Origin of the sequence: Terribium retamae (genome assembly GCF_022347545.1) — a bacterium.
GTDB lineage: Bacteria > Pseudomonadota > Alphaproteobacteria > Rhizobiales > Rhizobiaceae > Mesorhizobium > Mesorhizobium retamae.
In genome coordinates this window covers 161,552-173,398 of record NZ_JAKREW010000003.1, presented here as the reverse complement: position 1 = coordinate 173,398, position 11,847 = coordinate 161,552, and the positions used below count along the sequence as shown (strand labels likewise).

General features: G+C 61.4%; 12 protein-coding genes. 8 read left to right on the top strand and 4 right to left on the bottom strand.

The window, feature by feature from the left end; genetic code table 11:
* Window positions 1-3 precede the first annotated feature (3 nt).
* Together L4923_RS05790 and L4923_RS05785 are read left to right on the top strand one after the other, a co-directional pair.
* On the top strand, window positions 4-741 hold the full coding sequence (locus L4923_RS05790; RefSeq protein ID WP_239362713.1) for a DUF899 domain-containing protein: 738 nt from the start codon (window positions 4-6) through the stop codon (window positions 739-741).
* Window positions 742-857: 116 nt separating this feature from the next.
* Complete coding sequence (locus L4923_RS05785) at window positions 858-1,592, top strand: SGNH/GDSL hydrolase family protein (protein ID WP_239362711.1); 735 nt, start codon at window positions 858-860, stop codon at window positions 1,590-1,592.
* A 12-nt stretch (window positions 1,593-1,604) separates the two neighbouring features.
* Here L4923_RS05785 and L4923_RS05780 read toward each other — a convergent pair whose 3' ends face one another.
* Window positions 1,605-1,766, bottom strand: a complete 162-nt coding sequence (locus L4923_RS05780; RefSeq protein ID WP_239362709.1) for a hypothetical protein — start codon at window positions 1,764-1,766, stop codon at window positions 1,605-1,607.
* A 228-nt stretch (window positions 1,767-1,994) separates the two neighbouring features.
* On the opposite strand from L4923_RS05780, the gene L4923_RS05775 reads away from it, so the two are divergent.
* From L4923_RS05775 to L4923_RS05760, 4 genes are all read left to right on the top strand, one after another.
* Window positions 1,995-3,902 (top strand): propionyl-CoA synthetase, encoded by a 1,908-nt coding sequence (locus L4923_RS05775; RefSeq protein WP_239362707.1) that lies wholly within the window; start codon window positions 1,995-1,997, stop codon window positions 3,900-3,902.
* Between the two features lie 77 nt (window positions 3,903-3,979).
* A complete protein-coding gene (locus L4923_RS05770) occupies window positions 3,980-4,147 on the top strand; it encodes a hypothetical protein (RefSeq protein WP_239362705.1) in 168 nt (55 codons plus the stop codon).
* Between the two features lie 169 nt (window positions 4,148-4,316).
* Window positions 4,317-4,907 carry a DJ-1/PfpI family protein gene (locus L4923_RS05765; RefSeq protein ID WP_239362703.1) on the top strand — a complete coding sequence of 197 codons (591 nt, stop codon included), beginning with the start codon at window positions 4,317-4,319 and terminating at the stop codon, window positions 4,905-4,907.
* Window positions 4,908-5,052: 145 nt separating this feature from the next.
* Complete coding sequence (locus L4923_RS05760; RefSeq protein WP_239362701.1) at window positions 5,053-5,769, top strand: helix-turn-helix transcriptional regulator; 717 nt, start codon at window positions 5,053-5,055, stop codon at window positions 5,767-5,769.
* A 155-nt stretch (window positions 5,770-5,924) separates the two neighbouring features.
* Here the strand turns inward: L4923_RS05760 and L4923_RS05755 are convergent, their stop codons facing one another.
* Window positions 5,925-6,617 carry a DUF1013 domain-containing protein gene (locus L4923_RS05755; RefSeq protein ID WP_239362698.1) on the bottom strand — a complete coding sequence of 231 codons (693 nt, stop codon included), beginning with the start codon at window positions 6,615-6,617 and terminating at the stop codon, window positions 5,925-5,927.
* A gap of 251 nt (window positions 6,618-6,868) precedes the next feature.
* Between L4923_RS05755 and L4923_RS05750 the strand changes: the two genes are divergently transcribed.
* Window positions 6,869-9,070: an esterase-like activity of phytase family protein gene (locus L4923_RS05750; protein ID WP_239362696.1), complete on the top strand. Its 2,202-nt coding sequence runs from the start codon at window positions 6,869-6,871 to the stop codon at window positions 9,068-9,070.
* 250 nt (window positions 9,071-9,320) lie between these two features.
* On the opposite strand, the gene L4923_RS05745 is transcribed toward L4923_RS05750, so the two are convergent.
* The gene (locus tag L4923_RS05745) at window positions 9,321-9,461 is read right to left on the bottom strand and encodes a DUF1127 domain-containing protein (protein WP_082407659.1); all 141 of its coding nucleotides are present in this window, start codon (window positions 9,459-9,461) and stop codon (window positions 9,321-9,323) included.
* A 174-nt stretch (window positions 9,462-9,635) separates the two neighbouring features.
* Entirely contained in the window at window positions 9,636-11,081 is a 1,446-nt protein-coding gene (locus L4923_RS05740; protein ID WP_239362695.1) for an MFS transporter, read from the bottom strand.
* Between the two features lie 109 nt (window positions 11,082-11,190).
* Here L4923_RS05740 and L4923_RS05735 point away from each other — a divergent pair, with 109 nt between their 5' ends.
* The gene (locus tag L4923_RS05735) at window positions 11,191-11,847 is read left to right on the top strand and encodes a helix-turn-helix transcriptional regulator (protein WP_425530907.1); all 657 of its coding nucleotides are present in this window, start codon (window positions 11,191-11,193) and stop codon (window positions 11,845-11,847) included.

Genomic DNA, 11,847 nt, shown 5'->3' with positions numbered 1-11,847 from the left:
TCCATGTCCAAGCCCAAGATCGTCCCGCAGGATGAGTGGTTTCGTGCCCACAAGGAACATCTGAAACGCGAGAAGGAGCTGACGCGCCTTCGCGATAAGATCGCCGCGGAACGGCGCGAATTGCCCTGGCTGAAGATACGCAAGGATTATGTCTTCGAGACCGAGGCCGGACCGAAAGATCTCGTCGACCTGTTCGGAAAGAACAGCCAGCTGATCGTCTATCATTTCATGCTCGGGCCGGACAGCAACCGCTACTGCGAAGGCTGTTCATTCCTGTGCGACCATATCGACGGCGCCAACCAGCATCTACGCCATCACGACGTCTCGCTCGTGGTGGTGGCACGAGCGCCGCTTGCCGAACTGCTGCCGTTCAAGACACGCATGGGCTGGAAGTTCGACATGGTGTCGTCTTTTGCCAGTGACTTCAATTTCGACATGCAGGTCTCCTACACCGACAAGCAGATCGCCGCCGGTGAGACGGTCTACAATTTCGAGACACGCCCGATCACCATTCGCGATCTGCCCGGTATCAGCGTCTTTTTCAAAGACGATGCCGGCAACATCTTTCTCACCTTCGTGTCGCGGGCGCGCGGTGGCGAGCCGCTGATCACGACCTACGACTATCTCGACATGACGCCGAAGGGCCGCAACGAAAACGGCCCCTATTACGGCATGATCGACTGGGTGCGCCTGCACGACGAATACGAGGACATCCCGAAGCACGGCAACTGCTGCCACTAGAGCCGCGTCCATTTGGCTCGTACTGACGTTGCGGCAGCCGGTCGTGCACAGACACGCTATTCATCTGTCGCCTGTCCTGCGCTAAGGCTTGGCTCTTCATCGCAATCGAGCCTGCCATGTCCCGCATCGCCGCCCTGCTTACCTGGTTCGCCCTGCCCGCCTATGTCTGGCAGGGCCTTGGCGTGCGCCGCCGCACCACCCGCATGCTTCCGGCGTCGGGCCCGGTCATGCATGAGATCACCGGCAAAAAACCGCCGCTCTCGCTGCTGGTGCTGGGCGATTCATCTGCCGCCTCGGTCGGTATCGGCCGTTCCGAGGATGGCTTGGCCGCCCAACTGGCCACGCTGATCTCGGAAAAGACCGGTCAAGCCGTCCGCTGGCGTGCCGCCGGCTTCAATTCGGCAACCTCCGGCCAGATCCGCGACCACGTCCTGCCCAACCTGTCGGCCGACGCCTGGACGCATATCGTGCTCTGCATCGGCACCAACGACACCAAGAATTTCCACTCGGTGCCGCGCTTCAAGAGAGAATTCGGCGGCCTGCTTTATGCGCTGCGTGCGAAATGGCCGGAAGCGCGTGTGGTATGGTCGCCAGTGCTGGAATTCACGCGTGCGCCGGCAATGCCTCCTTTGCTCGGCAAGATCCTGGAAATCCGCGCGCAGGAGGTAAACCGCATGGGCACGCGGCTCTGTTACGAGCGCGGTGCCGTGCCTGCGTCGCGTCTGCCCATCACCAATCCGCAAGCCGGTTTCGCCAGCGACGGCTTCCATGCCTCGGCAGCGGGCTACCGTGCCTGGGCCGAGCATCTGCTGCGTTTTGTGCTGGAAGACGACGAGACCCCGTCTGCCTGACGGCGCTCGCGCTTACCACTGGTGGCCGAGCAGTGCCGTCATCGAAATGGCGGCAAGTGCGGCGACGGCAAGCTTCCAGCAGTCGCGCCGGCGCTTGAGCCCTGGAAGGCCAAGCGGCTTGATGACCTGGATGGCCATCATGGCGAGAATGATAAGCGCGAGCAGCTTCGACATCGCCGCTTTTGATCAGGACGCAGGCCAGCTGTCAAAGGCTGCGCAACACCGACCACCATCCTTAGTCAGATAGACGCTGACGGCACGCAGACGCTAGATTTCCTGTCAAGCAGACCGGGAAAGCGCGCAACGGTTTTCCGTGGGACTTGCATGCAAACAAAAGATGGAGCGTTTCCGCGCGTCCAAAAACGGAAACGCTCGATAACGAAAAGCAGGGAGGAAACGGGAATGGCCAGCGCTTACCATGAGGTCTACGCCGACTGGAAACGCGATCCGGATGCCTTCTGGGCCAAGGCGGCGGAGGCGATCGACTGGTATCGCCGCTGGGATCGCGTCTTCGACCCACGCGAGGACGTCTACGGCCGCTGGTTTGCCGGCGCCGTCTGCAACACCTGCTACAATGCCGTCGACCGTCATGTTACCGGTGGCCGCGCCGACCAGCTCGCGCTGATCCATGACAGTGCCTATAGCGGCAAGGTCACGCGCTATAGCTATGCCGAGCTGATGCGCGAGGTCGTGGCCACCGCTTCAGCCCTCTGGAACCAGGGGGTGCGCAAGGGCGACCGCGTCATCATCTATTTGCCGATGGTGCCCGAGGCGGCGATCGCCATGCTCGCCTGCGCTCGCCTTGGTGCCATCCATTCCGTGGTCTTCGGCGGTTTTGCCGCGCGCGAACTCGCCACCCGCATCGATGACGCGACTCCGAAAATCATCATATCCGCGTCCTGCGGCATCGAGCCCGGACGTGTCGTCCCCTATAAGCCGCTGCTCGACGGTGCCATCGAACTAGCCCGCCATAAGCCTGACGCCTGTCTTGTTCTGCAGCGTGAGGCGCTGCGCTGCGATCTCATCCCTGGCCGCGACTTTGATCTTGCTGACCAGGTCGCGCGCGAACGCGCAGCGGGCGCCTGGGTCGACTGCGTGCGCGTCGCAGCCACCGATCCGCTCTATGTGCTTTACACATCCGGCACCACGGGCCAACCCAAAGGCGTGGTGCGCGACAATGGCGGCCATATGGTGATGCTGCGGTGGACCATGGAGAATGAGTTCGGCGTCAAGCCGGGTGAGGTCTTCTGGGCAGCCTCGGATGTCGGCTGGGTGGTCGGCCATTCCTATATCGTCTACGCGCCGCTGCTCGCAGGCTGCACGACGGTGATGTTCGAAGGCAAACCTGTCGGCACGCCCGATGCCGGTGCCTTCTGGCGTGTCATTGCCGACCATGGCGTCGCAGGGCTCTTCACGGCCCCGACCGCCTTCCGCGCCATCAAGGGTCAGGATCCGCAAGGCTCGCTCATATCGGGCTACGATCTCTCGAAATTCCGCACGCTTTTCCTCGCCGGCGAGCGCGCCGACCCCGAAACCATCAAATGGGCGGAGCGCCATCTGAAAGTGCCGGTCATCGACCACTGGTGGCAAACGGAGACGGGGGCGCCGATCACCCAGAACCCTGTAGGCATGGGCGTGCTGCCGGTGAAATACGGCTCTCCCGGCGTGCCGATGCCCGGCTATGACATCCGGGTTCTGGATGATGCCGGCCACGAACTGGAGACAGGAGTTCTCGGCAACGTCGTGTTGAAACTGCCGCTGCCGCCCGGCTGCCTGCCGACCTTGTGGGGGGCGGACAAGCGTTTTCGCCAAGCCTATCTCGATGAGTTTCCCGGCTACTACAAGACAGCCGATGCGGGCATGATCGACGAAGACGGCTATCTTTTCGTGATGGCCCGCACCGACGACATCATCAATGTCGCCGGTCACCGTCTTTCTACCGGCGCCATGGAGGAAGTGCTGGCCGAGCATCCCGACGTTGCCGAATGCGCCGTCATCGGCGTAGCGGATGCAATGAAGGGTCAGGTACCGCTCGGCCTCGTCGTGCTCAACGCGGGCGCCTCGCGTGAAGACGGCGCTGTGGAAAGGGAAGCAGTGACGCTGGTGCGCGACCGCATCGGTCCTGTTGCCGCCTTCAAGACGGTGGTGATCGTCAAGCGCCTGCCCAAGACCCGCTCGGGCAAGATCCTGCGCGGCACCATGCAGAAGATCGCCGACAAGGAAGAATGGAAAATGCCGGCAACCATCGATGATCCTGCCATCTTGGACGAGATCACCCTGGCGCTGAAAGCGCGCGGAATAGGCCTCTGAACGGCGCTCTCGACTGCTGACAGACTGCTGTCAGCAGGGGTATGCGATGATGCCTCCATCAAATGAAGGAGGCTGTCATGAACCGTTTCGCTATTATCGATTCGTTGCATCGTTATGTCGGCAAGATCCGCACGATCCGCAACGAGATCCGCACCGAACGTCTGCTCAACAGCCTGTCACCCGACATCCGCGCCGACATCGGCTGGCCTGACCTGTATACCGGTCTGCGTCGTCGTGAAGACTGATTGACTTTTTTCGGCAGACCCTTGGATTGACAGTTTGTCGCACCCAAGTAAGGAACCATGGCCGGCCCGCGGGTTCCAGTTGGAATATCTTTCAGGAATCGCGTGCCGGTCATTTGAGGTCTCGCAAAGGGTACCCGGGGTGCGAAACCGGCAGTGAGGAGGGAGCGCCGTGGCTGACACCAAGAAGATCGGTTTTGTCTTCATCAACCGCTTCGCCGATTGGGAATACGGTCTTTTGGCGGCTTCTGCCGTCGAATGGTTCGGTGCCGAAGCCATTTCCTTGACGCCAGACGGCCGGCCGGTCACTTCGACGAGCGGCTTCCAATTGCTGCCGCAACGCTCGATCGACAGCACCGAGAATGCAGACCTCAATGCGGTCGCGGTCATCGGCTCTGATGTCTGGGCCGGCGATGGGGCGCCCGACGTTTCAGGTTTGGTGAACGCTGTTGCCGAACGCGGCGGTGTCGTCGGCGGCATTTGCGCCGGCACACTGGCGCTGGCGCGGGCCGGCCTGTTCCGGGGCAAAGCTCATACCAGCAATGGCCGCGACTGGATCCTGCAACATCTGCCGACCTATGCGGGCGCCGAGCGCTACAACGACGTTCCGCATGCCGTGGCAGATGGGGCAATCGTATCGGCTCCCGGATCGGCACCGGGAACTTTCGCCAAGGAATTCATCGGCGCGCTCTATCCTGACAAACAATCCGAGTTGGGCGAGATGCGCGCGTTGTTCGCACGGGAATATGGTGCAAGCTCCTGACAATATGCTGTCAGTAGCTCAGTGCCATACTGACAGAATGCAACGACAGCGTTCGGCTGTTCGTTCGATCGGATGAGGCGATTGTCCTTCGGCGTCGGGATCGACGTATCACTGCGAAGGGCTCGAACCTTAAGGGATTAAGACGATGCGACGTGCCGACAGGCTTTTTCAGATCGTCCAGCATTTGCGTGGCGGCCGGTTGGTCACCGCACAGAAGCTTGGCGCGTGGCTCGAAGTGTCCGAGCGTACCATCTATCGCGACATCGCCGACCTGCAGTCGACCGGCGTGCCGATCGATGGCGAGGCGGGCGTGGGCTATATGATGCGCGAGGGGTTCGACCTTCCGCCGCTGATGTTCACCCGTGACGAGATCGTGGCCCTGGTAGCCGGTGCCCGCATGGTGCGCGCCTTTGGCGGCGCCACCATGGCACGTGCGGCCGACGAGGCTTTGGTGAAGATCGGCGCCGTGCTGCCCGAAACCGAGAAGGATCGTATTGCCCGCACCGAAATTCATACGCCGATGTGGGTGGTGAGCGATGCCGCGCGCGAGGCGATCGACCAGATCGAACGTTCGATCGAGAAGCGGCAGGTGCTGACCATCGACTACAATGACGAGGCCGGACGCAGCACCGCGCGCGACGTGCGTCCGCTTGGCCTGTGGTTCTGGGGCAAGGTCTGGACGCTGGTTGCCTGGTGCGAGATGCGGGACGATTTCCGCGCTTTCCGCATCGACCGCATCGCGTCGCTGAACATCGCCGGACGGATATTCAAACCCGAGCGCGGCAAACAGCTTGCCGACTTCTACCGGGCCGTCGAACGCAGCGAGGCCTATGGCATGGGCCCGACAGCAAGGGGTGCGTGAAGCACGTCGCGCAAAAGTGGGCAGCGGTTTTGCGGTAGCGACATGTGTAAAATCAAAGACCTAATGCGTTAGGCGCGAAGCTGATAGATCGCGACGCGCATTGGTCAGCAACCCATCTCCTTGGTCCAGGAGATGGGTATCGAAGAGTGTGTCGCTTACTCTTCGTCTTCGTCGTCTGTCTTGCCCTTCAGCGCCGAAAGCTTGGCGAAGACGGCGTTGGCGTCGAGTTCCTCATCTTCGGCTTTCGGCTTCTCGATCTCAGGCGTAAGGCGCTCGGTGAGGGCGGCGGGCAGCAAGGTATCGCCGGTCGGCTGCGCCTGCTCGCGGCCGCGCGAGGCGCGCTGAACTTCGATGTCGAGGTCGATCTGCGAGCACAGACCAAGCGTAACCGGATCCATCGGCGTCAGGTTCGCCGAATTCCAGTGCTTGCGCTCACGGATCTGCTCGATGGTCGACTTGGTCGTGCCGACGAGACGCGATATCTGCGCATCCTTCAGCTCCGGATGGTTGCGCACCAGCCAGAGAATGGCGTTCGGGCGATCCTGGCGCTTGGAGAGCGGCGTGTAGCGTGGGCCTTTGCGCTTGGATTCCGGCACCCGCACCTTCGGTTCCGACAACTTCAGGCGATGGTTCGGATCCTTCTCGGCGCGTGCGATCTCATCGCGGGTGAGTTGGCCGGTGATGATCGGGTCCATGCCCTTGATGCCCTGCGCCGATTCGCCGTCTGCGATCGCCTTAACCTCGAGCGGATGCAGCGAGCAGAACTGCGCGATCTGGTCGAAGGAAAGGGCGGTGTTGTCGACGAGCCAGACTGCGGTCGCCTTGGGCATCAGAAGCGTGTTGGCCATTTTGGAAAATCCTTCTCGTTCGCCCGCGTTCCCGCGCGGGCGGTGGTTTGAGGCCACCAGTAAGGGAAATCGCGCCGTATATAGCGGTTAACGGGTCCGATCGCAACGTTTTTAGGGAGCGTTGGGAAATCACAACCTATGGCCGAGCAACGCTGGCTTCGATTGTCATCAAAGCGTCGCGTTTCCGTCATGCCACTGAAATGTAGCTCGCTCATGGGAGAACGGTTTCCACGCTCTCCGAGAGATCACCGATGCCCCGCTCCTCCGTTCTTCTGGCGCTGACCACGGCGCTCGCCGCCTCGGCTGCCCTGCCCGCGCATGCAGACCAGGTCTTCAACCGCATCGCGACCTTTGCCGTCACCGAAAACTTGCCCCCCGATGCCGACAAGAAGACGCAGACGTCGGCTGAAATCATCACTGCGACCGAAGATGGCAAGACGCTGGTCTATTCCGACAGCCCCTATGGCGCCGTCGGCTTCGTCGACATCACCGATCCGAAAACGCCAAGGGCCGGCGGCCTCGTCAAGATCGACGGCGAGCCCACTTCCGTCACCGTCGCCGGTGGCAAGGTTCTGGCTGGCGTGAACACCTCCAAGAGCAAGGCCGAGCCGTCGGGCAACCTGACGGTCATCGACATCGCCTCGAAGAAGATCGAGGCAAGCTGCGACCTCGGCGGCCAGCCCGATTCCGTGGCGTTGAGCAAGGATGGCAAGTTCCTGGCGGTCGCCATCGAGAATGAGCGCGACGAGGAGATCAATGAAGGCGCCCTGCCGCAGCTGCCTTCCGGCAATCTCAAGATCGTGCCGGTTGCGGCCGGCGTGCCGGACTGTGCCGGCATCAAGACCGTGGACGTCACGGGCCTTTCCGAGATCGCGCCGGAAGACGCGGAGCCGGAGTTCGTTGCTTTTAACGAAGCCGGCGAGATCGCGCTGACACTGCAGGAGAACAACCATATCGTCATCGTCGACGCGGCCACCGCCAAGCTCGTCTCGCATTTCTCGGCAGGCTCGGTCACGCTTGAAAATGTCGACACCAAGAAGGACGGCGCCTTCAACTTCGCCGGCAAGGTCGAGAACCAGAAGCGCGAACCCGATGCGGTGAAATGGCTCGACAACGACCGCCTTGTCACTGCCAACGAGGGCGACTGGAAGGGCGGGTCGCGCGGCTTTACCATCTTCTCGAAGAAGGGCGAAGTGCTTTACGAATCCGGCTCGAGCTTCGAATATGAGGCAGCCAATCTTGGCCACTACCCCGAACAGCGCAACAAGAAGGGCATCGAGCCGGAGGGCGTCGAGGTTGGCACTTACGGCGACCGCAAACTGCTGTTCGTCGGCTCCGAACGCGCCTCCCTCGTCGGCGTATACCAGGACAGCGGAACCCAGCCGAAATTCCTGCAGGCCCTGCCATCCGGCGTCGGCCCTGAAGGGCTGCTTGCGATCCCGGCGCGCAATCTTTTCGTCACAGCCAATGAAACCGACCTCGGCGAAGACGGTCTCGCCCGCTCGCATGTGATGGTTTTCGAACGTGCCGAGGGCAAGCCAGCCTATCCGATGATCACCGCGGACTTGACCGACAAGGGGGTGCCGCTGGGCTGGGGCGCACTGTCCGGCCTCGCTGCAGATCCGGAAACAGCCGGCAAGCTCTATGCAGTCTCCGATTCAGTTTATGGCAACCAGGCGGCGATCTACACGATCGACGCCACGCAGACGCCAGCGAAGATCACCGGCAAAATCGTCGTCACCCGCAACGGCAATCCGGCCCAGAAGCTCGACCTCGAAGGGATTGCGCCGGACGGCAAGGGCGGCTTCTGGCTGGCCTCGGAAGGCAACAGTGAAAAGCTGGTGCCGCATGCCATCTACCGTGTCGACGAAAAGGGCGAGATCAAGCAGGAGATCGCCTTCCCTGCGGAACTGCTGGCCAACGAAACCCGCTTCGGCCTTGAAGGCATTACCGCCATCGGCGAGGGTGACGACCTTACCTTGGTCGCGGCTGTCCAGCGCGAATGGAAGGACGATCCGAAAGGCCAGGTAAAGCTGCTCGCCTACAAGCCGAAGGCCAAGGAATGGTCGGCCGTGCGCTATCCTTTGGAGAAGGCGGACAAAGGCTGGATGGGCCTTTCGGAGATCACGGCCCATGACGGTAAGCTCTATGTCATCGAACGCGACAATCTCATTGGCTCCGAAGCCAAGGTGAAGCGCATCTACAGCGTGGCGCTCGACGGCTTCAAGCCAGCAAAACTCGGCGGCGAACTGCCGGTCGTCGAAAAGACCCTGGTGCGTGACCTGGTGTCCGATCTGAAATCGGCCACCAACGGTTTTGTCGTCGACAAGGTTGAAGGCTTCACCATCGACAAACAGGGCAATGCCTATGTCGTGACCGACAATGATGGCGTTGACGACTCCTCCGGCGAAACCCTGTTCCTGAATCTCGGCAACAGCGTCAAGACGAACTGAGTTTTTCGTCCGGAATTGCGTCGAACTGATAAAGCGGGGCTCCGTTTCCGTAGAACGGTGAACCGCCTGAGCTCCCTGCCCCGGGTGACCTCCCCCGAGCAAAAAAATGGCCACGGCATCACCGCCGTGGCCATTTTCGTTGTGGGTTTTGGAGGCCGAAGAAGGCCACCTGAAAACAAAACCCGCCGGACGGGGTCCAGCGGGCTTGGAACCGGCGGCGCTGATAAATCGCGCCAGGCGTCGGCTCTGCTTAGATGGCCGCGCGAGCGACCCTCTCGATGTCAGAGCGGCTGATGCCGAGGTCATCCAGTTCGCGGTTGTTGAGACGGCTCAGTTCACGAACGGTCTGGTTATAACGGCGCCAATTCTTGTAGCTGCGGATCAGGTTCATCTGTCCCTCCTAAGTTTCACAATCTCTGTATGCCGCTCAAATAGGCATTCCTGCTCATTTGTTGAACAGACGCTTTTGCATGGCAGCAATGCTTTGCTGCATTGCAACATTACCAAAAAGAAAACGCCCGGGCTGTCGCGTGCCCGGGCGTTAACAAGTTCAGCGCGAGGTGGTTCAGGCCGCCTCCGGTTCCGCCACGATCGCCGTCTTCACAGGGCATGTACGAGCGACCTGACGGACTGTGATGAAGCAGGTAAGCGGCGCCAGCGCGAACAGGCCAAACAGCCAGCGTGAAGCATTCGCCGTGCCCACCACACCACCCGGGTCGAGCAAGCCGCCGAGGTTGGCGACCATGCCGGCAAGCGCAGCACCGAATGCCGTGGCGAACAATGTGACGGTGGAAATGGACGCCGACGTGATGTCCTGTTCATCCTCCGGTGCAGCCTTGAAGATGCGTGTCAGGATATGCGGCCAAGCAATGCCGACACCGAGTCCTATCGCACCAAAGGCAACACAGATTGGCGCGAGCAACAGCCAGTCCTGACCCTTGCCGAGCGGAAACAGCACAGCAAGAGCCGCCATACCCAGGAAACTGAGCATAGGTGCCGAGAAGATCGCTCGGTCAATGCCCTTGCCCTGGGCGCCCGAACTCCAGATCGAGCCAAGCGTCCAGCCGGCCGACATGATGGCTGCCAGATACCCGGCTATCAGCGGGGTCTGCTCGTACAATACCTGCAGGAACAGCGGGATAAAGATTTCAGACCCGGTCACAGTCACGCCGAGCAGTGCCATCGTGGCAAAGAGCGCGCCAAGAGCCGTGGAGGGACGAAACGAACCACGCGGCAGAAGCCGACTGCGCGCGCGGCTTTCGACCCCGATCAGCAACGCAACCAACACGACCGCAGCACCGAGACCGAAGAGATTGAAAACTGGATCGGACAACACGCTGCCAGCCGAGACCGCAAGCACGGCGGCAAGTAGGAGTGCCAGCTGCAGGACAGGCACCGTCGTGCGTTCATTCTTGTCAGGGTTTTGGCCCGGCAGAACGGCGGTGGCCAGCACGGCAAACAGGATGGCGATCGGCGCCAGCGACCAGAAGGCCGCCCGCCAGACGCCGTATTCAGCAAAGATGCCGCCGATGGCCGGGCCGACCAACGTTGCGACGCCCCACATGCCCGACACCAACCCCATGGCACGCGGCCAAAGCGTTTCGGGGAACACGATGCGGATCATCGCGTAGGAAAGCGCAAAAAGGAATCCGCCACCGAAACCTTGCACGGCACGACCGGCGAGCAACGCCGGCATGGACGGCGCAAAACCGCAGAACAATGTGCCAACGGCAAAGATCAGAGCCGCGACCAGATAGGCACCGCGCGGTCCAGCGATTCCAAGCAGTTTTGCCGAAAGGGCTGAACCCAGGATGGAAGTGGCGACGAATATCGTGGTGTTCCACGCATAATAATCGATACCGCCAATATCCTTGACCACCGATGGCAGAATGGTGGTGGCGACATAGACGTTGATGGCATGAAGCGCGACGCCGCCGGCAAGGGCCAGAGTGCGGACGGCGTTCGAGCCGGAGAGCAAAGCACCCCAGCCTGTTTCCTGTTCTTGGGACATGAGAGGATCCTTGGTCGAAGCGAGCTTGCGCAGGTCTTCGACGTTGACTATTTTCAAAGAGAAGCCTTGGTTTAATATTGAGCCCGCCTCCAATATGTCAAGCAGTGACTTGGAAAAAAGAAATCCGTCTCCGCGTCCCGTGGCCGACCGGCTGCTGACCCTGCTGAAGACGCGCGGCCCTCAAACCGCCGCCGACCTCGGCAAGACCTTGGGAACGACGGGGGAGAATGCGCGCCAACAACTCTTGAAGCTCGCAGCGGAAGGGCTTGCTGAAGCGCATTCCAAAACACGCGGCGTCGGCCGCCCGGTTCAGCTATGGCAGCTCACCGAAGCCGGCAACGCCCGTTTCCCGGACGCGCACGCGGAATTGACGGTGCAGCTGCTGCGCGCCGTGCGGAACACGTTCGGGCCCGCAGGGCTCGACAGGTTGATCGACGATCGAGAAAGCGAGACCCTGGCAAATTACCGACGTGAGATGGATGGGATAAACGATATCAAGGACCGCGTTTCAAAACTCGCGGAGATCCGTTCCCGCGAGGGCTACATGGCCGAATGGCGCGAGGAGGACGGCACGTTCATGTTGATCGAGAACCATTGCCCGATCTGCGCCGCCGCCCTCGCCTGCCAGAATTTCTGCCGGTCGGAACTCGCCGTCTTCCAGGATGTGATAGGCCCCCATGCCACCGTCGAGCGGCTGGACCACATCCTCGCCGGCGCCCGTCGCTGCGCCTATCGAGTGACGCCGAGAATCGAGCAGGTGCTTTAG

Bases quoted from the DNA above. Each gene is read 5' to 3' on its own strand.
- L4923_RS05745 (WP_082407659.1), bottom strand. From the start codon at position 9,461: ATGAACCTGATCCGCAGCTACAAGAATTGGCGCCGTTATAACCAGACC.
- L4923_RS05760 (WP_239362701.1), top strand. From the start codon at position 5,053: ATGCGACGTGCCGACAGGCTTTTTCAGATCGTCCAGCATTTGCGTGGC.
- L4923_RS05775 (WP_239362707.1), top strand. From the start codon at position 1,995: ATGGCCAGCGCTTACCATGAGGTCTACGCCGACTGGAAACGCGATCCG.
- L4923_RS05755 (WP_239362698.1), bottom strand. From the start codon at position 6,617: ATGGCCAACACGCTTCTGATGCCCAAGGCGACCGCAGTCTGGCTCGTC.
- L4923_RS05780 (WP_239362709.1), bottom strand. From the start codon at position 1,766: ATGTCGAAGCTGCTCGCGCTTATCATTCTCGCCATGATGGCCATCCAG.
- L4923_RS05790 (WP_239362713.1), top strand. From the start codon at position 4: ATGTCCAAGCCCAAGATCGTCCCGCAGGATGAGTGGTTTCGTGCCCAC.
- L4923_RS05740 (WP_239362695.1), bottom strand. From the start codon at position 11,081: ATGTCCCAAGAACAGGAAACAGGCTGGGGTGCTTTGCTCTCCGGCTCG.
- L4923_RS05770 (WP_239362705.1), top strand. From the start codon at position 3,980: ATGAACCGTTTCGCTATTATCGATTCGTTGCATCGTTATGTCGGCAAG.
- L4923_RS05785 (WP_239362711.1), top strand. From the start codon at position 858: ATGTCCCGCATCGCCGCCCTGCTTACCTGGTTCGCCCTGCCCGCCTAT.
- L4923_RS05750 (WP_239362696.1), top strand. From the start codon at position 6,869: ATGCCCCGCTCCTCCGTTCTTCTGGCGCTGACCACGGCGCTCGCCGCC.